Here is an 18,304-nt window from a genome sequence, read left to right as displayed (position 1 = left end):
CGCGTCGATCAGGCGCTCAGCGCGGCCTTCTGCGTCTGCACCAAGCTCGCAATGCCGGCCTCGGCCAGCATCAGCAGGCGGTCCATCTCGGCCCGCGTGAACGCCACGCCCTCGGCGGTGCCCTGCACTTCCACGTAGTGGCCGGCGCCGGTCATCACGACATTCATGTCGGTGTCGCAGGCCGCGTCTTCGACGTACTCCAGATCGAGCAGGGGCGCACCGTCGAGGATGCCGACGCTGATCGCCGCCACGTGGTCCTTGAGCGGGCTGGCGGCCAGCTTGCCCTCGGCCAGCAGCCGGTTGACGGCATCGGCCGCCGCCACCCAGGCGCCGGTGATCGCTGCCGTGCGGGTACCACCGTCGGCCTGCAACACGTCGCAGTCGAGGTGGATCGTGCGCTCGCCGAGCGCCTTGAGGTCGAAGACCGCCCGCAGCGAGCGCCCGATCAGGCGCTGGATCTCCTGCGTGCGGCCACTCTGCTTGCCCTTTGCGGCCTCGCGGTCGCTGCGCGTGTGGGTGGCGCGCGGCAGCATGCCGTACTCGGCCGTGACCCAGCCCTCGCCCGAGCCGCGCTTGTGCGGCGGCACCTTCTCCTCGACCGAGGCGGTGCAGAGGACCTTGGTGTCGCCAAAGGCGATCAGCACCGAGCCCTCGGCATGCTTGGTGTAGTGGCGCGTGATCGTGACGGCGCGCAGCGAATCGGCGGCGCGGTTGCCGGGACGGGGAGAAGTCATCTGCGAAGGCCTCGTGGAATTGCGACGGGGCCTGATGCGGCCCCGTTCTCTTGCTCTGCGGTGGCGACGATTGTCGCGCGCTTCGGCCTCATGCCGCTCGCAGAGCTCGACGGCCTTCGTCCCGTCCCAGGCCGAACTATCGGCCCGTGAGCCGCCGTCCTCAGCTCTTCTTCTGCTGAGAAGAACGCTGGATCGCCTCGTTGATCTCGCGGATCGAGCGCTCGATCTCGGCCTCGTCGAGTTCGTCGAAGTCGGTGCTGCCGGCACCGACGCTGGCCTGGATGGTCGAGGCAAAGACCTCCTCGCCCAGGGTCTGGGTCGAGATGCCGCGGTTGGTGTCGGTGTCTTCGGCCGATTCCCATTCGACTGCGAGCACGGTCACGTTGTCGCTCTTGGCGCCGCCGTTGCGCAGCGCGGTCTCGACCAGTTCCGGTACCGCATCCGAGATCGGGCGCGCCGCGAGCTGGGCCGTGATCTCGTCGTCCTCGACCGTGCCCCAGAGGCCGTCGGAGCACAGCAGCAGCTTATCGCCGCTCTGCATGATCATCGGCCCGACGGTGTCGACCACCGGCTTGCCGGGGCTGCCGAGGCAGGTGAACAGCACGTTGCGATTGAAGCGCTCGCCCATCGGCACCACCTGCGCCAGCGTTTCCTGCAGCTCGGAATAGCTGTGGTCGCGGGTGCGGGCGATCAGCTTGTCGCCGCGCACCAGGTACAGCCGCGAGTCGCCGCAATGGGCCCAGTAGGCCGCATTGCCCTGCAGCACGCAGGCGATGATGGTGGTGCGCGGAGTGTCGATCAGCGCCTTCTCGGTGGCGTAGCGGAGCAACTGGTGGTGGCCGGCGATCACCGAGTCGTGCAGGAAGCGCGTCGGGTCCTTGAGCACCGGCTTGGCATCGCGCTGGAACATCGCGGCCAGGGTCTGCAGCGCAAGCTGAGAGGCGACCTCGCCCTCGGGATGGCCGCCCATGCCGTCGGCGAGCGCGAACAGGCCGCAGTCCCGCGTGTAGCAATAGCCCATGCGGTCTTCGTTCTTCTCGCGGCCGCCCTTGCGGCTGACCTGGTAAACAGAGAAACGCATCTCAGTACCGCCCGGCCGCCCGAAGGTACTGAGACGCCCCCTCGGGGGGCAGCGAGCGAAGAGAGTGTGGGGGCTGCATTTCAGGCCTTGGCGCCGGTCTTGATGTTTTCGAGCTGCAGCTTCAGCCTTTCGCTGAAGCTGAGCTTGGTATAGCGGCGCTCGGTCTCGCGCGCGAGTTCCTTCTGCAGCGCAAACACGCTCTGCGGACGCGACAGCGGATCGATCGACATGCACCACTCGGTGACCTCGATCAGGTTGTCCGAGTAGACGTTGCGCAGGCGCGAGAGCGACAGGCCGAGCCGGTCCTTCTCGAGCCGCTGCGGAGCGTCGTTTGGCGGGTAGCCCTGCATGCAGGCGTAGATGCAGGCGCCGATCGCGTAGATGTCGGTCCAGGGGCCGAGGGTGCCGTCGCGGCGGTACATCTCGGGCGCCGCGAAACCCGGCGTGTACATCGGGCGGATGAAGTTGCCTTCCTTGCTCAGCACCTCGCGCGCGGCGCCGAAGTCGAGCATCACCGCCTTGTTCTCGTTGGTGATGAAGATGTTGGCCGGCTTGATGTCCAGGTGCAGCATCTTGTGCTGGTGGACGATGCGCAGGCCGCGCAGGATCTCGTCGAAGAGGCTGCGGATCGTGCTCTCGCGGAACACCTTGTCGCGCTTCAAGTCGCGCGCGGTGACGATGAAGTCCTGCAGGGTGTCGCCCTGCAGGTAGTTCATCACCATGTAGACGGTTTCGTTCTCGCGGAAGAAGTTCAGCACCGAGACCACGCTCGGGTGGCTGATCTGGGCCAGCGAGCGCCCTTCCTCGAAGAAGCTCTTCAGCCCCAGCCGGTACAGCGGCTGCTTCTCCGGCTTGACGCGCGGCGTCAACTCACCCGGCGACCTTTCGGCGAGCGAGGCGGGGAGATATTCCTTGAGCGCGATCAGACGCCGCTCGTTGTCTTCGGCCAGATAGACAACGCCGAAACCACCAGCCGCCAACTTCTTGACGATCTGGTAGCCCCCCACCACGGTGCCTGCCGGCAATGGAGCGGGCTTGGCCTTTGACATAATCGAATTTTGCAATGCGATAACGATGCCAGTCTACAGCATGACCGGCTACGCCCAGGCCCTGGGTGAGCCCTCTTCCACAGTGGAAAGTGGCGCGCGGAACACAGGCGCAGCGGCCGCGGTGGCGGTTGAACTGCGATCGGTCAACAGCCGATTCCTGGACCTCGCATTTCGCATGCCTGACGAAATGCGCGCGCTCGAGCCGGCGCTTCGTGAACTGCTTGGCACCCAGCTCAAGCGCGGCAAGGTCGAAATCCGGCTGTCGCTGCGCGACGGCGTCGATGCGGCCTGGCCGCAGCCCCAGCCTGGGCAACTGGCGGCGCTGGCGCTGCTGCAGGCCGGCGTGCAGCAGCAGTTGCCGACCGCGCAGGGCCTGTCGGTCAACGAGGTACTGCACTGGTGTCGATCGGGCGCGGCCACCCCGAAGGTCGACGAGTTGCTGATGGAGACCGCACGGCGCGCGATCGATGCGCTCAACGAGGCGCGCGCGCGCGAGGGCGCCAAGCTGGTCGAGGTGCTGATGCAGCGTGTCGCCCGCCTGCGCGAGCTCAAGGCCCTGGCCGAACCGCTGGTGCCGCAGGTCGTCGCGCGCCAGCGCGAACGCTTTCTCGAGCGCTGGCAGGCCGCGCTCGAGGCCAGCGGCGCCAGCAGCAGCGTGCCGGCCGAGGCGCTGCAGGAGCGCGCACTCAATGAGGCCGCGGCCTTTGCGATCCGCATCGACGTGGCCGAGGAACTGGCGCGCCTGGACAGCCACCTCGACGAGATCGCCCGCCTGCTCGGCAAGGGTGGCGAGGTCGGCAAGCGGCTCGATTTCCTGATCCAGGAGCTGCTGCGCGAGGCCAACACACTGGCCTCGAAGGCGGCCGCGATCGAACTGACCCAGATCGCGGTCGAGATGAAGGTCGCGATCGAGCAGATGCGCGAGCAGGTGCAGAACCTGGAGTGATTCAGCCCCGCGGCCAGCGGGCGATCAGGTCCGCGGCGTGCGCCACGCCGGCGATTGCGAGGCAGGCCCCAACCCACGGCCAGCGCATGCCGAGCGCTGCCGCCAGCAGTGCCAGCAGCAGGCCGGCACCGGCCAGCACGAAGGGCAACCACTGTCCGACGGCCAGCCCGCGCCGGCGGCGACCCCAGAGCAACGCGCTTTCGATGGCCAGCACCATGAGCGCCGTCAACGCCAGCACCACCACGATGGCCGGGTCGCTCATGGTGCAAACGGGCCGTTGAGCCGCACGACGGCAAGGTTGAGCGTGGCCGCCAAGCTCACCCACAGCAGGTAGGGCAGCAGCAACCAGGCCGCGGCGCGCGACCAGCGGCCGAGCACCACCATCAGCAGCAGGATCGAAGCCCACAGGAAGCCGACCTCGACCAGCGCCCAGTCCGGCCGCTGCAGGCGAAAGAACAGCAGGCTCCACAGCACGTTGAGCAGAGCATTGAGCGCAAACAGCGCGAGGATCCACTGGCGCGCCGTGCGGTCTGGCGCGGCCTCCCAGGCCTTGATGCCGGCCATCGCGGCCAGTGCGTAGATCAGCGTCCAGGCCGGGCCGAACAGGGCGTCGGGGGGCTTCCAGGCCGGTTGCTGCAGGCTGCGATACCAAGGTCCTAGTTCGGTCGACAGCGCCCCGAGCAGGGCCACCGCGAGCGCGGCGAGTGCAGCTAACAGCACGGCCTTGCGGCGGCGCGGCGCCATCAGCTCACGCAGCCTCGCCGCAGAGCGCGCCGGGCGCGCCGATCAGGGCCGCGCTCACACCCGCGCCAGCCCCAGCAGATGCGCCATGTCCTTGAAGAAGATCCGCACCTGCTGCATCGGCTTCTTGCGCGTCAGCTTCTTGTTCATGTAGGACTCGAAGGTCATCTGCTGCACGTCCTTGTCCTTGCAGATGCTGACGAATCGCTCGCGCCGCTTGTCGTTGACGTACCAGAAGCGCTGCATGACGCCGAGCACCAGGAACACCGTGCCGTGCTCCTTCATGAAGCGCTTGCGCGCCTGCGCCAGCGCGCGGCCCTGGCCCGTGACCAGCAACTGCTCCACGGCCTGGGCGGCAAGTTGGCCGCCGACCATCGCGTAGTAGATGCCTTCGCCCGAGGCCGGTGCCACCACGCCGGCCGCGTCGCCGGCGAGCACGATGTCGCGCCCGTTGTCCCAGCGCCTGAGCGGCTTCATCGGCAGCGGCGCGCCCTCGCGTCGCACCGTCTCGGCACCCTCCAGTCCGGCGGCTCGACGCAGCGTGCCGGTGGCAGCGCGCAGCGAGAAGCCCTTGTCGGCGCTGCCGGTGCCGATGCTGAGCGTGTCGCCGTGCGGAAAGACCCAGCCGTAGAAGTCGGGCGAGAGTTCACCGCGGTAGTAGACGTCGCAGCGCGAACCGTCGTAGCCGGCCGGCACGAGCGCTGGCGTCCGCACGATCTCGTGGTACGCGAACACATGCCTCACGCGCTCGGCGCCGGGAACCGCCTGCCGCGCGACGGCCGAGTTGGCGCCGTCGGCGCCGATCACGCTGCGCGCACGCACGCAGTCATCGCGTTCGGCCTCGCCCGCGTCGCGCCGCCTGTAGTGAATCAAGGCGGCGCCCTCGGCGTCGCGCTCGAGTTTCTCGAAGCGGCCGTTGCGGCGCACCGCGCCGGCCACGCCGGCGCGCTCACGCAGCCACTCGTCGAACACCTCGCGGTCGACCATGCCGACGAAGCCGCTCTCGATCGGGATGTCGACCCGCACATCGGCCGGCGACACCATGCGCGCCGACGTGGCGCGCGCCACCAGCAGGTGATCGGGAATCTCGAAGTCCTTGATCAGGCGCGGCGGGATCGCACCGCCACACGGCTTGACGCGGCCGGCGCGGTCGAGCAGCAGCACCGAGCGGCCCAGGCGCGCGAGTTCGTGGGCCGCGGTCGCACCGGCCGGACCACCGCCGATGACGACCACGTCGAAACACTCGCTCATGGCGATCTCCGGGGTTCGAGGGCCGCGCCGTAGCTCAAGCCGCGTGCAGGTTGCGCAGCGCGCGACGCGGCGGTGGATGGGCCGCATCCGATGCCGGCCGCCAGTCGCGCCGAGGCCAGGAACAGCAGCGCCTCGAGCCCGAACACCGCGGCGTAGGCGGTGCCCGGATGGACGATCAACCAGTGCGCCACGTCACTGGCAGCGGTGCCGAGCACACCGCCGAGGCCGAAGGCAGTGGCCTGAGCGGCACCCCACAGGCCCATGCGAACACCCTCGCGCGCGCCGCGACCCTCGCCGGCCAAGCGCATCATCGAGGCGATCGCGGCAATCGAGAACGCGCCGTTGGCGGCGCCGAGCAGGAACACGTTGGGCTTGAGCGGCCAGCCGGGACCGACCAGGCCGCCCAGCGTGAGTCCCAACAGCGCCAGCGCCGAGGCGATGCAGCCACCGATGGTCCAGACGCGCAGCGAACGTAGTTGCTGGCCAAGCCAGCCGCTGCCGGCGAGCGCGACGACGACCATTCCGAGCAGGACGCCACTGTGCTGCACCGCCGACAACTGGGTCGAGGCACCGGGCGTGAAACCGAACACGCTGCCGGCAAAGGGCTCGAGGATCAGGTCCTGCGCGCTGTAGGCCAGCATCGCGATGAACACGAAGATCGTGAACTGGCGCGCCGCCCGCTCGGCCCAGACTTCGGCCAGCGCCACGCGAAACGCCGGCTTTGGGGCACCCGCAGTCACCGCGGTCGCAAGCGACCCGGCCGCACCTTCGAGGCGATGCATCGCCACCAGCGTCAGCACGAACGCGGCCAGCGCGACCCCGGCCGTCACCGCCACCAGCCGTGCCGGCGAGTAGGGATCGAGCAGCGCGCCGGCGCTCGCCGCGGTGACGATGAAGCCGACGATCATCATCATCCAGACGATCGTCGCTGCCGCTGCGCGGCGGCTCGCATCGACCCGCTTGGCCATCAGCACCAGCAAAGAGGTGCCGGCCGCGCCGACACCAATGCCGATCAGCGCGAAGGCCACCACGGCTGCGGCGATCCCGCCGATCCGGTTGCTGCCCATCCATGCCGTCGCCAGCGCAGCGCCGACGCCGCCGAGTGCCAGCGCCAGCATGCCGCCGACGATCCACGGCGTGCTGCGGCCACCGACATCCGCGCCGTGGCCAAGCCGCGGCCGCACGACTTGGACCGCGTAGTGCAGCGCCACCAGCAAGCCCGGCAGCAGCGCCGGCAGCGCGAGTTCGACCACCATCACGCGATTCAGCGTCGAGGTGGTCAACACCACGACGGCGCCCAGCGAGGCCTGGACCAGGCCGAGGCGGACGATCTGCAACCAGCCGAAGCCCTCTGCTGGCGGGTTCATGCCATCCCCATCGAGCGCAGCGCAAAGGCGCTGATCAGCATGCCGATCACATAGAGGGTGACGCCGCCGCCGCTGTACCAGATCGCGCGTTCGCGCGGCGAGGCGATGAAGCGGCCCATCATCAGCAACTGCAGCGCCAGCAGCAGCGCAACCGCGGCCGCGTGCCAGGGCCGTTGCCAGCCGATCAGCACCGCGATAACGATCGCCTGCGGCAGCGCCATCATCCAGCAGGCCACGCGTGCCGCGCGATCGATGCCAAGCCGCACCGGCAGCGAGCCGATGCCCATCTGGCGGTCGCCCTCCACGCTCTTGAAATCGTTGAGCGTCATGATTCCGTGGGCGCCGAAGCTGTAGAGCCCGGCCAGCAGCAACGAGCGCGCGTCGGGCATCGCGCCGCCGGCCATCACCGCCGCACCCGTCACCCAGGCGAGACCCTCGTAGCACAGGCCGCAGGCGGCGTTACCCCACCAGCCGTTGCGCTTGAGGCGCAGCGGCGGCGCGCTGTAGGCCCAGGCCAGCGCCAGGCCGAACATCGCCGCACCAAAACCCCAGGGTCCCAGCGTGGCCGCGACCAGCAGCGACACCACGGTCCAGATCAACGCGATGTAGAGCCCCCAGCGGCCGGGCATGCGTCCGGAAGGGATCGGCCGCTGCGGCTCGTTGATCGCGTCGACGTGGCGATCGAACCAGTCATTGACGGCCTGGCTGGTGGCGCAGACGAGCGGGCCAGCCAGCGCAACGCCGACGATCACCACCGGCCACATGCCGTTGGCCGTGACCGGGATGCCCGAGGCCACGACGCCACAGCCAAAGGCCCACATCGGAGGAAACCAGGTGATCGGCTTGAACAGCTCGGTCACCGCGGACAACGCGGGGCGTGACATGCAGTATTTCTACTGCTGACACTCATTACCGTCAACCGAGATTTACACGCTGCGGCGGCGCCGTTCACGCCGCGCACCTCGAGCCGAACTACTTGCCGCCGTCTCCGCCCGAGTCGCCGAGGTTGTAGCGGCGCAGCTTGACGTACAGGCTCTGGCGCGAAAGACCCAGCATCTCGGAGGCCGAGGCGCGGTTGTTGCGCGTGAGCTCGAGCGCCGCCTCGATGCAGAGCTGCTCGATCAGGTCGGTGGTCTCGCCAACGATGTCCTTGAGCGGCATGCGGCCCACCAGTTCGGTGAGTTGTGCCACCGAACGCGGCAACTCGCGTCGCTGCCGCGGCGGCGTCTCGCCGAGGCGGCGACCGACGTCGCGGAGCGTGAACCCGAAGCAGGACCGCTCGCCGTCTGAGAAGGCCGCAGCCGAGATCTCGGCCTCGATGCTCGAGCCGTACTGGTTGCTGACGGTGGTCGCAAACAGGCGTACCGCGCCATGCTGGCGCAGGTTGGCCAGCAGCACGCTGAGATCGACGCCGGATCGGCCCAGCCAGCGCTCCAGCGACTGGCCCACCAACTGCTCCGAGGCGGCGAGTTGCGTCATCTCGACGAAAGCCGAGTTGGCGGCCAGGACCCGGCCTTCGGCGTCGGTGACGACAAAGCCGTCGGGCACTCTTTCGATGGCTCGCGCCAGCAGGGTCTGGGCATTGGGGGCCGGCGCCGCGCCAAGCTCGCGTGCCGCATGCAGCCTCACGAGGAACAAGGCACCGCCCTCCTGGCGGAACGATGATGCCGACACGCTCAGTTCGCGCTGCTCGGCCCCGAGGCTGATGGTGACCTGCTGCGCGCGTCCGACAGCGCGCACGCCGCCCAGCAGCGTCAGCAAGGCTCGACCACCGGCCGCATCGAAAAATTCGGGTAGCGCCCGGCCGACGATGCGCTTGGACGTGTCGCCGATCAACTGGCAGGCGGCAGGGTTGACCTCCAGGACCTTCTGCGACGCGCCATCGACCACCAGCACCGCCTCCAAGGCCGACTCGAAGAGGTGGCGGTACCGCGTCTCCATGTGGCGAAGTCGCAGGTAGTCGCGCTCCATCGACTGCTGCGCGTCGACCAGGCGCTGCTGCAACGCGGCCACGGCACTGAGGTCGCGCCCGAGCGCCACGACGCTGCCTTCCTTGCCGACCTGGATGGTCGAGTACAGCAGCGGAACGTCGGCACCGTGCGGCGAGGGATGGTTGATGTGGCGCCACTTGCGCGCCGCTGCGGCCCCGGCCTCCTTGAGCAGCGCGGCCACTTTGGGCCGGCTTTCGACCGTCACCGTCTCGGCCCACGAGCGACCGACCCACTTGCGATAGCCATCGAGCGCGAGTTGCTTGTTGCCCACGGAGACGTCGCGGATCACGCCCTCGCCGTCGAGCATCAGCGCCACGTCGGCCGCCACAGCGATCACCGAAGCGGCCGCTTCGCCATCGAGACCAGCCAGGCTGAAGGTGGGCGAATCGAAAGCACTCACGCCAACCACTCCTGCATCGGGTTCGCGACCGAGGGCCTCATCGTCATCTCGCTCTAGCGTCAAGGGCGGCTCCTGGCTCAACAGCGCACGTCAGATCGCGCCGCCACCAGTTGCTCAGCCAAGCGAACGGCCTCGGGCGCGTTTGCGGCGGTCAGATCCGCACCAACCCGGGTGACGTACTCCGGATGGCCGACCATCGCTGCACCGCCGATCGTCACGATGATCTGCGGATTGCACGAGGCCTTGCGCAGCGCAAGGATAACCGAGTCAAGATTCTCGATATGGCGGTCAATGGCCACCGAGAAGCCGATCAGGTCGAACCATTCGCTCTGCACCGCTTCGACCAGATCGAACAGGGTCACGGACGGCTGCGTCCAGACGCTCCAACCGGCCCGCCTGAAGAATTCGGCCACCATCAGCAGCCCGAAGGTGTGCTGGGAACCCGGCACCGGTGCCAGCAGCGCATGGTGCCGGCGCTGGCCAGACTCGCCGTCGCGCTGGAAGGCCGGACTGAGGTCGTACATCAAGTGCTGCAACCGCCACAAGGCGGTAGTGACAGCGGTGAAGTCACACAGGTCGGCCACCCACAACTCACCCAGGTAGCGCGCGGTCGGCGCGAGCAGGCCGAGGTAGATGCGCTCCAGGGACTCACCCGAGGCCCGCAGGCTCTCGACATGCGCCGCCGCCGCCGTGTCGTCGACACCCATCACGAGCCGCGCAAAGGCCTCGATCTCCACCACCGAGGCGTCGAGGAAAGGCGCTTGCCTGTCCGAACTGCCGACCGGTGGCGGACGGTGGGCCAGCATCAGCCGCGGAATGATCTCGCCTTCGATCGTGCTGGCCAGCCAAGCCATGCGCTCGCGGGCCGAAATCGTGTCGGCGTTGGCCGCCACCCCGAGCGGCAACAAGCTCTGGCCGGGGAGTTCAACCTCGGCCACGGGCGTGCGGGGCGCCAACTCGGCATCCCAGTCGTCCCCCAGCAGGCACTCGCGTGTCAACCGATCCATCGGACGTCTCCTCGCGCAGGTGGCCCACCGGCAGCGCCCGGCGTCTGGGGGCGCTTGCCGTTCCCGCCTGAGAACGAAACCAGCGGGCCTTGCGTCATCTCATGGGTTCACTGACCTGACTTCCGGCCCTGTTCTTCGACTTCTGGGGTGGCCGGATTTGCGCGCCACCCATGCTCAGGGTCAAGTCAGTGTTAACACCCCTCCGCTCAAAGTTAATGTCAGTCTTTATGTACGTCAAGTTCAATTGACACTCGTTCGAGAGAGGTCTAGATTCGCCGACATGGGCAGCCGGACCTCAGCCAGTTCGACGCAGCGCGCGGCTGTGAACGATGTCGCTCGTCGCCCGCTGTACACCGCCGACGAGCGCCGGCGCCGGGATGCCAGCGGCTGGACCCTGGTGCAGGGCGTGCTGGCGCCGATCCAGTTCCTGGTCTTCCTGGTCAGCCTCGGGCTGGTGCTGCGCTTCCTCGCCACCGGCGAGGGCCACGTGGCCGCGACGATCTCGGTCGTGACCAAGACGCTGCTGCTCTACACCATCATGGTCACCGGCTGCATCTGGGAGAAGGTGGTCTTCGGCCGCTACCTCTTTGCACCGGCCTTCTACTGGGAAGACGTGTTCAGCATGCTGGTGCTGGCGCTGCACACGGCCTATCTGGTGGCGCTCTTCACGGGCGCGCTCGGCGCGCGCGGCCAGATGCTGCTGGCGCTGGCGGCCTACGCGGCCTACGCGATCAATGCGACGCAGTTCCTGCTCAAGTTGCGGGCGGCGCGACTCGACCAGGCGCGCCTGGGCGGCGCGCCGGCACGGCCGGAGCTACTGGCATGAGCCCGGTGATCCCGATCCGTGCCGGCAGCGGCTGCAGCGACGCCCCTGTGCGGCGCGAGCGCGGGCAGCGCGAGGTCTTCTGCGGCCTGACCGGCATCATCTGGCTGCACCGCAAGATCCAGGATGCGTTCTTCCTGGTAGTGGGCTCGCGCACCTGCGCCCACCTGATCCAGTCGGCCGCCGGCGTGATGATCTTCGCCGAGCCGCGTTTTGCGACCGCGATCCTCGACGAGCGCGACCTGGCCGGCCTGGCCGACGCGCAGGACGAACTCGACCGCGTCGTCACCCGCCTGCTGCAACGCCGGCCCGAGATCAGGCTGCTGTTCCTCGTGGGTTCGTGCCCGTCCGAGGTCATCAAGCTCGATCTCGCGCGCGCCGCGCAGCGCCTGTCGGCGCAGTTCTCGCCGGCGGTGCGGGTCCTCAACTATTCGGGCAGCGGCATCGAGACCACCTTCACCCAGGGCGAGGACGCGTGCCTGGCGGCGCTGGTGCCGCAACTCGCCGCCGCGAGCGACGACGCACCCGCACTGATGGTCGTCGGAGCGCTCGCCGACGTCGTCGAAGACCAGTTCGCGCGGCTGTTTGCCGAACTCGGCATCGGGTCGGTCAGCTTCCTGCCGGCGCGCCGCGCGGCTCGGATGCCAGCGATCAGCGCCGGCACCCGCTTCCTGCTGGCGCAGCCCTTCCTCGCCGACACCGCACGCGCGCTCGAAGCACGCGGCGCACGGCGGTTGGCGGCGCCCTTCCCACTTGGCGCCGAAGGCACGACCGCGTGGCTGCGGGCGGCCGCCGACGCCTTCGGCGTCTCGGCAGCGCGCTTCGAGCGCGTCACCGCCCCCGGCCGCGAACGCGCAGCCCGCGCGCTCGCACGCCACCGTCTCCTGCTCGGCGGCAAGCGCATCTTCTTCTTCCCCGACTCGCAGCTCGAGATCCCGCTCGCACGCTTTCTCTCGCGTGAGCTGCAGGTCGAACTGGTCGAGGTCGGCACGCCCTACCTGCACCGCCAGCACCTGGCCGAGGAGCTGGCGCTGCTGCCCGAAGGCACCGCACTCAGCGAGGGCCAGCATCTGGAGCAGCAACTCGACCGCTGCCGCGCCGCGCGGCCCGACCTGGTGGTCTGCGGCCTCGGCCTGGCCAACCCGCTCGAAGCCGAAGGGCTGACGACCAAGTGGTCGATCGAGCTGGTCTTCACGCCGGTCCAGGGCTACGAGCAGGCCGGCGACCTGGCCGAGCTGTTCACGCGCCCGCTGCTGCGGCGCGAGAAGCTGGTCGCCTAGCGGGTCCCTCGCGGAGCGACACGATGCAACTCACGCTCTGGACCTACGAAGGCCCGCCGCATGTTGGCGCGATGCGCGTGGCCACGGCGATGAAGGACGTGCACTACGTGCTGCACGCGCCGCAGGGCGACACCTACGCCGACCTGCTGTTCACGATGATCGAGCGGCTGCCGCGTCGGCCGCCGGTGACCTACACCACCTTCCAGGCACGTGACCTCGGCAGCGATACGGCCGAGCTGTTCAAGACCGCGGCACGCGATGCCTTCGAGCGCTTCAAGCCGGCCGCCATGCTGGTCGGCGCCTCGTGCACCGCCGAGCTGATCCAGGACGATCCGGGCGGACTGGCCCGCGCGCTGGAGTTACCGATACCGGTGGTCGCGCTCGAACTGCCGGCCTACCAGCGCAAGGAAAACTGGGGCGCGGCCGAGACCTTCTATCAGCTGGTGCGTACGCTCGCCGGACCCAAGGTTGCGACTCCTGCCGTGCCGCGCCCGACGCGCGCCGAAGGTGCCAGGCCGCGCTGCAATCTGCTCGGGCCTACCGCCCTCGGCTTTCGCCACCGCGACGACCTGCGCGAGATCCGCGCGCTGGTCGAGCGCATGGGCATCGAGATCAACGTCACCGCGCCGCTCGACGCGACGCCGGCCGACATCGCGCGGCTGGGCGACGCCGATTTCAACGTCGTGCTCTACCCCGAGACCGCGTCGCAGGCCGCCCACTGGCTCAAGCGCAGCTTCGGCCAGCCGTTCACTAGGACGATCCCGATCGGCGCCGGCGCCACCCGCGAGTTCATCGCCGAAGTCGCGCAACTGGCCGGCATCGAAGCGCCCGCGCTCGAGGACGAGCGCTCACACGCGCCCTGGTACGCGCGCTCGGTCGACTCGACCTACCTCACCGGCAAGCGCGTCTTCGTCTTCGGCGACGCCACCCACGCGGTGGCCGCGGCACGGGTGGCGAGCCGCGAGATGGGCTTCACGGTGGTCGGCATCGGCACCTACAGCCGCGAGTTCGCGCGCGAGATCCGCGAGGCCGCCGCTCTCTACGGCGTCGAGCCGCTCATCACCGACGACTATCTGGAGGTCGAGGCCAGGGTCGCCGAGCTGCAACCCGAGCTGGTACTCGGCACCCAGATGGAGCGCCACATCGCCAAGCGCCTGGGCGTGCCGTGCGCGGTGATCTCGGCGCCGGTGCATGTGCAGGACTTCCCGGCCCGCCACTCGCCACAGATGGGTTTCGAAGGCGCCAACGTGCTGTTCGACACCTGGGTCCATCCGCTGATGATGGGCCTCGAGGAGCACCTGATCGGCATGTTCCGCGGCGACTTCGAGTTCCATGAAGACGCGGCGCCCTCGCACCTCGGTGGCCATGTTGGCACGCCGGCCGGCGTAGAGACGCCCACCCTGATCGAGATCGTCAAGGAACAGGCGCCGGCCGCCACGGCGCCCGAGATCGTCATCGACCGCCACGCAGAAGGCCCACCGGCAGGGATCACGGCAATGTGGGCCCCGGACGCGGAGAAGGAGCTGCGCAAGATCCCGTTCTTCGTGCGCGGCAAGGCGCGCCGCAACACCGAGCGCTATGCGCAAGACCATGGCGTGCCGGTGATCACCATCGAGACACTCTACGATGCAAAAGCGCACTTCAGCCGCTAGTGCCGCGACCGCCGGCGTCGTGAACCTTCACCCCGCGATGCGGGTCGTGATCGTCACCATGGACAGCCACCTGGCCAGCGCCGCCGAACGCGCCAGCCGCACGCTGGCGCGCGCGATGCCGGGGCTCAAGCTGGTGGTGCATGCCGCCGCCGAATGGGGCGGCAACGCCGAGGCACTCGAGCGTTGCAAGGCCGACATCGCGCAGGGCGACATCGTCATCGCGACGATGCTGTTCATGGAAGACCATTTCCTCCCGGTGCTGCCCGCGCTGCAGGCGCGCCGCGATCATTGCGACGCGATGGTCTGCGCCATGTCCGCGGCCGAGGTGATGAAGCTAACGCGCATGGGCAGGTTCGACATGGGCGTGCCGGCCAGCGGCCCGCTGGCGCTGCTCAAGCGGCTGCGTGGCAAGCCCGAGGCCAAGGGCAACGAGTCGGGTGTCAAGGCCACCGCCGGCGCCCAGCAGATGAAGATGCTGCGCCGCCTGCCCAAGATCCTGCGCTTCATCCCCGGCACCGCGCAGGACGTGCGGGCCTACTTCATCACGCTGCAGTACTGGCTCGCGGGCTCCGAGGCCAACGTCGCCAACATGGTGCAGTTCCTGGTCGATCGCTACGCCGACGGGCCGCGCAAGGCGCTGCGCGGCATTGCCCGGCCACAGGCGCCGGTCGAGTATCCGGAGGTCGGCGTCTACCACACGCGCATGCCCGGCCGCATGTCGGAGCAGTTGTCCGCACTGCCGCGCGTGGCCACCACCGGCAAGCGCGGCACGGTTGGCCTGCTGCTGATGCGCTCATACCTCCTGGCCGGCAACACCGACCACTACGACGGCGTCATCACCGCGATGGAAGCACGCGGCCTGCGCGTGGTGCCGGCCTTTGCCACCGGTCTCGACTCGCGCCCTGCGATCGACGCGTTCTTCCTGGCCGACGGTCGGCCGACGATCGACGCCGTGGTCTCGCTGACCGGCTTCTCGCTGGTCGGTGGCCCGGCCTACAACGATGCCAAGGCGGCCGAGGACATCCTGGCCCGGCTCGACGTGCCCTATCTCGCGGTCACGCCGGTCGAGTTCCAGACCCTCGATCAATGGGGCGGCTCGCCGCGCGGCCTGTTGCCGGTCGAGGCAACGATGATGGTCGCGATCCCCGAGCTGGATGGCGCAACCGGCTCGATGGTCTTCGGCGGCCGCGGCAGCGCCGAGCACATTGCCTGCACCGGCTGCGCGCACGGCTGCACCTTCAGGAACGTCGCCGCCGGCCCCGGCATCGACGCCCACAACATGCACAGCTGCATCGAGCGCGCCGACCTGCTGGCCGCGCGCGTCGGCAAGCTGGTCGACCTGCGCCGCTCGCAGCGCGCCGAGCGCAAGGTCGCGGCGGTCGTCTTCAACTTCCCGCCCAACGCCGGCAACACCGGCACCGCGGCCTTCCTCTCGGTCTTCGAGTCGCTGTTCAACACGATGACGGCGATGCAGCGCGAAGGCTACACGGTCGAGCTGCCGAAGTCGGTGGATGATCTGCGCGATCGCGTCATCAACGGCAACGCCGCGCGCCATGGCGCGCAGGCCAACGTGCACGTGCGCATCGCCACCGACGACCATGTGCGGCGCGAGAAGCACCTCAAGGAGATCGAGGCCCAGTGGGGTCCGGCGCCGGGTCGCCAGCAAAGCGACGGCAGCAGCCTGTTCGTCTACGGCGAGCGCTTCGGCAATGTCTTCGTCGGCGTGCAGCCGGCCTTCGGCTACGAAGGCGACCCGATGCGGCTGCTGTTCGAGAAGGGCTTCGCACCCACGCATGCCTTCTCGGCTTTCTACCGCTGGTTGCGCGAGGACTTCGGCGCCCACGCGGTGCTGCACTTCGGCACCCACGGCGCGCTCGAGTTCATGCCCGGCAAGCAAAACGGCATGTCCTCGGCCTGCTGGCCCGACCGCCTGATCGGCGACCTGCCGAACCTCTACCTCTACGCCTCGAACAACCCCTCAGAAGGCACCATCGCCAAGCGCCGTGCGGCGGCCACGCTGATCAGCTACCTGACGCCGCCGGTGGCCCAGGCCGGGCTCTACAAGGGACTGATCGACCTGAAGGCGCTGCTCGAACTCTTCCGTGGCCTCGAGCCCGAAGCCACGCACGAGGCCGCCGAGTTGGCCACGCTGATCCAGGCCCAGGCCGCCGAACTCGAACTGGCGAGCCTCGAGCCTGCCTGGGCCGGCGCAGCCGTGCCGCAGATCGCCCGTCTCAACGAGGCCGTTCTCGAGCTGGAGTACACGCTGATCCCGCACGGCCTGCACGTGGTCGGCCAGGCGCCGACATCGGTCGAGCGCGTCGACCTGCTGCTGTCGCTGGCCGAGGCCTCGCACGGTGCGCGGCCGGCGCGCGAAGTCGTCGCCGCGCTGGTGGCCGGCAGCACGCCAGAGGCCGCGCTCGCCCAGGCGCCGATCGGCACCGACGACAAGACCCTCGCGCTGCTGCGCGAGCTCGCCGCCGCCGATGCCCTGATGGCCGAAGACCACGAGATCGCCGGCATCCTGCACGCGCTCGACGGCAGGTTCCTGCGCCCGGCCCCGGGCGGCGACCTGCTGCGCACGCCGGCGATCCTGCCGACCGGGCGCAACCTGCATGGCTTCGATCCCTTCCGCATCCCGAGCGCCTACGCGGTGCAGGATGGCGCGCGCCAGGCCGAGCGCCTGCTACAGCGGCACATGGCCGACGGCCACGCCTTCCCCGAGTCGATCGCGCTGGTGCTGTGGGGCACCGACAACCTCAAGAGCGAGGGCGGCCCGATCGGCCAGGCACTCGCGCTGATGGGTGCGAAACCGCGCTTCGACAGCTACGGCCGGCTGGCCGGCGCGCAGTTGATGACGCTGGCCGAACTCGGGCGCCCGCGCGTGGACGTGCTCATCTCCCTCTCAGGCATCTTCCGCGACCTGTTGCCCCTGCAGATCAAGCTGCTGGCCGAGGCCGCGTTCCTGGCCGCCAGCGCCGAGGACGAACCGCTCGAGCGGAACTTCATCCGCAAGCATGCGTTGGCCTACCAGGCCGAGCATGGCGGCGATCTGGAAACCGCCTCGCTGCGCGTGTTCGGCAATGCCGAGGGCGCCTATGGCGCCAACGTCGGCAGTCTGGTCGACAACAGCCGCTGGGACGATGCCGACGAACTGGCCGAGACCTACACCCGCCGCAAGGGCTTTGCCTACGGCCGCAGCGGTCGACCGGTGCAGCAGACGCAACTGCTCGACAGCGCGCTCAGGGGCATCGAGCTGGCCTACCAGAATCTCGACTCGGTCGAGCTCGGCGTCACCACGATCGACACCTACTTCGACACGCTCGGTGGCATCAGCCGTGCCGTCAAGCGGGCCAAGGGCAAGGACGCCGAAGTGGCCCCGGTCTACATCGGCGACCAGACCCGTGACGCCAACGGCGGCGGCAGCGTGCGCACGCTGAGCGAGCAGGTCGCACTCGAAACCCGCACCCGCATGCTCAACCCGAAGTGGTACGAAGGCATGCTGCAGCATGGCTACGAGGGCGTGCGCCAGATCGAGGTGCACGTGACCAACACCATGGGCTGGTCGGCCACCACCGGCCAGGTCCAGCCCTGGGTCTACCAGCAGCTGAGCGAGACCTTCATGCTCGATCCAGCCATGCGCGAGCGCCTGGCCAGGCTCAACCCGACCGCCTCGGCGCGCGTCGCGAGCCGCCTGCTCGAGGCCTGCGACCGCAAGTTCTGGAAGCCCGACGCCGCGGTGCTCGAGGCGCTGCGACGGGCCGGCGAAGAGCTCGAAGACCGGCTCGAAGGCGTCTACACGAACTCACTCGAAGGAACGACGGCATGAGACACCTTCAGGCACTTCAGTGGCGGGCCGAGCGCCGGACCGCTCGCAAGCCGGCCCGCGTCCCCTCGGGGGCCGAGCCCGGACACGAACAGTCCTGTGGACAGTTCGTGCCTGGCGCGGGGCTGGGCCTCCCGGCCCAGCGCGGGCTGCAAG

General features: G+C 69.1%; 15 protein-coding genes. 5 read left to right on the top strand and 10 right to left on the bottom strand.

Going from position 1 to position 18,304, the window contains the following annotated elements; translation table 11 throughout:
- Positions 1-8: 8 nt before the first annotated feature.
- From rph to EV670_RS04605, 3 genes are all read right to left on the bottom strand, one after another.
- Positions 9-734, bottom strand: coding sequence for a ribonuclease PH (gene rph, locus EV670_RS04615; RefSeq protein ID WP_130430606.1), 726 nt, complete (start codon positions 732-734; stop codon positions 9-11).
- Between the two features lie 160 nt (positions 735-894).
- Complete coding sequence (locus EV670_RS04610; protein WP_130430605.1) at positions 895-1,815, bottom strand: PP2C family protein-serine/threonine phosphatase; 921 nt, start codon at positions 1,813-1,815, stop codon at positions 895-897.
- A gap of 80 nt (positions 1,816-1,895) precedes the next feature.
- On the bottom strand, positions 1,896-2,864 hold the full coding sequence (locus EV670_RS04605) for a serine/threonine protein kinase (RefSeq protein WP_130430604.1): 969 nt from the start codon (positions 2,862-2,864) through the stop codon (positions 1,896-1,898).
- 25 nt (positions 2,865-2,889) lie between these two features.
- Between EV670_RS04605 and EV670_RS04600 the strand changes: the two genes are divergently transcribed.
- Positions 2,890-3,810: a YicC/YloC family endoribonuclease gene (locus tag EV670_RS04600; RefSeq protein ID WP_130430603.1), complete on the top strand. Its 921-nt coding sequence runs from the start codon at positions 2,890-2,892 to the stop codon at positions 3,808-3,810.
- Between the two features lies 1 nt (position 3,811).
- Here EV670_RS04600 and EV670_RS04595 read toward each other — a convergent pair whose 3' ends face one another.
- From EV670_RS04595 to EV670_RS04565, 7 genes are all read right to left on the bottom strand, one after another.
- Complete coding sequence (locus EV670_RS04595; RefSeq protein ID WP_130430602.1) at positions 3,812-4,072, bottom strand: hypothetical protein; 261 nt, start codon at positions 4,070-4,072, stop codon at positions 3,812-3,814.
- Positions 4,069-4,554 carry a TspO/MBR family protein gene (locus EV670_RS04590; RefSeq protein WP_130430601.1) on the bottom strand — a complete coding sequence of 162 codons (486 nt, stop codon included), beginning with the start codon at positions 4,552-4,554 and terminating at the stop codon, positions 4,069-4,071. Before EV670_RS04590 ends, EV670_RS04595 begins: the two co-directional genes overlap by 4 nt.
- A gap of 54 nt (positions 4,555-4,608) precedes the next feature.
- The gene (locus EV670_RS04585; RefSeq protein WP_130430600.1) at positions 4,609-5,802 is read right to left on the bottom strand and encodes a geranylgeranyl diphosphate reductase; all 1,194 of its coding nucleotides are present in this window, start codon (positions 5,800-5,802) and stop codon (positions 4,609-4,611) included.
- Entirely contained in the window at positions 5,799-7,169 is a 1,371-nt protein-coding gene (locus EV670_RS04580) for a BCD family MFS transporter (RefSeq protein ID WP_130430599.1), read from the bottom strand. The genes EV670_RS04585 and EV670_RS04580 overlap by 4 nt, the downstream gene beginning before the upstream one ends.
- Positions 7,166-8,053 carry a chlorophyll synthase ChlG gene (gene chlG, locus EV670_RS04575; protein WP_130430598.1) on the bottom strand — a complete coding sequence of 296 codons (888 nt, stop codon included), beginning with the start codon at positions 8,051-8,053 and terminating at the stop codon, positions 7,166-7,168. The genes EV670_RS04580 and chlG overlap by 4 nt, the downstream gene beginning before the upstream one ends.
- 88 nt (positions 8,054-8,141) lie before the next feature.
- Positions 8,142-9,560: a transcriptional regulator PpsR gene (gene ppsR, locus EV670_RS04570; protein WP_130430597.1), complete on the bottom strand. Its 1,419-nt coding sequence runs from the start codon at positions 9,558-9,560 to the stop codon at positions 8,142-8,144.
- Between the two features lie 77 nt (positions 9,561-9,637).
- On the bottom strand, positions 9,638-10,567 hold the full coding sequence (locus EV670_RS04565) for a cobalamin B12-binding domain-containing protein (protein WP_130430596.1): 930 nt from the start codon (positions 10,565-10,567) through the stop codon (positions 9,638-9,640).
- Between the two features lie 322 nt (positions 10,568-10,889).
- Between EV670_RS04565 and bchF the strand changes: the two genes are divergently transcribed.
- The 4 genes from bchF to EV670_RS04545 are packed head-to-tail and all read left to right on the top strand — an operon-like array spanning position 10,890 to position 18,151.
- Positions 10,890-11,393, top strand: coding sequence for a 2-vinyl bacteriochlorophyllide hydratase (bchF, locus tag EV670_RS04560; RefSeq protein ID WP_242616835.1), 504 nt, complete (start codon positions 10,890-10,892; stop codon positions 11,391-11,393).
- Positions 11,390-12,670, top strand: coding sequence for a ferredoxin:protochlorophyllide reductase (ATP-dependent) subunit N (locus tag EV670_RS04555; protein ID WP_130430594.1), 1,281 nt, complete (start codon positions 11,390-11,392; stop codon positions 12,668-12,670). Before bchF ends, EV670_RS04555 begins: the two co-directional genes overlap by 4 nt.
- 23 nt (positions 12,671-12,693) lie before the next feature.
- On the top strand, positions 12,694-14,322 hold the full coding sequence (gene bchB, locus EV670_RS04550) for a ferredoxin:protochlorophyllide reductase (ATP-dependent) subunit B (protein ID WP_130430593.1): 1,629 nt from the start codon (positions 12,694-12,696) through the stop codon (positions 14,320-14,322).
- Between the two features lie 19 nt (positions 14,323-14,341).
- Complete coding sequence (locus EV670_RS04545; protein WP_242616834.1) at positions 14,342-18,151, top strand: magnesium chelatase subunit H; 3,810 nt, start codon at positions 14,342-14,344, stop codon at positions 18,149-18,151.
- Positions 18,152-18,304: the final 153 nt, after the last annotated feature.

The organism is Rivibacter subsaxonicus (assembly GCF_004217215.1).
GTDB lineage: Bacteria > Pseudomonadota > Gammaproteobacteria > Burkholderiales > Burkholderiaceae_C > Rivibacter > Rivibacter subsaxonicus.
This window is presented reverse-complemented; position numbering and strand designations above follow the sequence as displayed.

Bases quoted from the DNA above. Each gene is read 5' to 3' on its own strand.
- rph (WP_130430606.1), bottom strand. From the start codon at position 734: ATGACTTCTCCCCGTCCCGGCAACCGCGCCGCCGATTCGCTGCGCGCC.
- EV670_RS04610 (WP_130430605.1), bottom strand. From the start codon at position 1,815: ATGCGTTTCTCTGTTTACCAGGTCAGCCGCAAGGGCGGCCGCGAGAAG.
- EV670_RS04605 (WP_130430604.1), bottom strand. From the start codon at position 2,864: ATGTCAAAGGCCAAGCCCGCTCCATTGCCGGCAGGCACCGTGGTGGGG.
- EV670_RS04600 (WP_130430603.1), top strand. From the start codon at position 2,890: ATGCCAGTCTACAGCATGACCGGCTACGCCCAGGCCCTGGGTGAGCCC.
- EV670_RS04595 (WP_130430602.1), bottom strand. From the start codon at position 4,072: ATGAGCGACCCGGCCATCGTGGTGGTGCTGGCGTTGACGGCGCTCATG.
- EV670_RS04590 (WP_130430601.1), bottom strand. From the start codon at position 4,554: ATGGCGCCGCGCCGCCGCAAGGCCGTGCTGTTAGCTGCACTCGCCGCG.
- EV670_RS04585 (WP_130430600.1), bottom strand. From the start codon at position 5,802: ATGAGCGAGTGTTTCGACGTGGTCGTCATCGGCGGTGGTCCGGCCGGT.
- EV670_RS04580 (WP_130430599.1), bottom strand. From the start codon at position 7,169: ATGAACCCGCCAGCAGAGGGCTTCGGCTGGTTGCAGATCGTCCGCCTC.
- chlG (WP_130430598.1), bottom strand. From the start codon at position 8,053: ATGTCACGCCCCGCGTTGTCCGCGGTGACCGAGCTGTTCAAGCCGATC.
- EV670_RS04565 (WP_130430596.1), bottom strand. From the start codon at position 10,567: ATGGATCGGTTGACACGCGAGTGCCTGCTGGGGGACGACTGGGATGCC.
- EV670_RS04555 (WP_130430594.1), top strand. From the start codon at position 11,390: ATGAGCCCGGTGATCCCGATCCGTGCCGGCAGCGGCTGCAGCGACGCC.
- bchB (WP_130430593.1), top strand. From the start codon at position 12,694: ATGCAACTCACGCTCTGGACCTACGAAGGCCCGCCGCATGTTGGCGCG.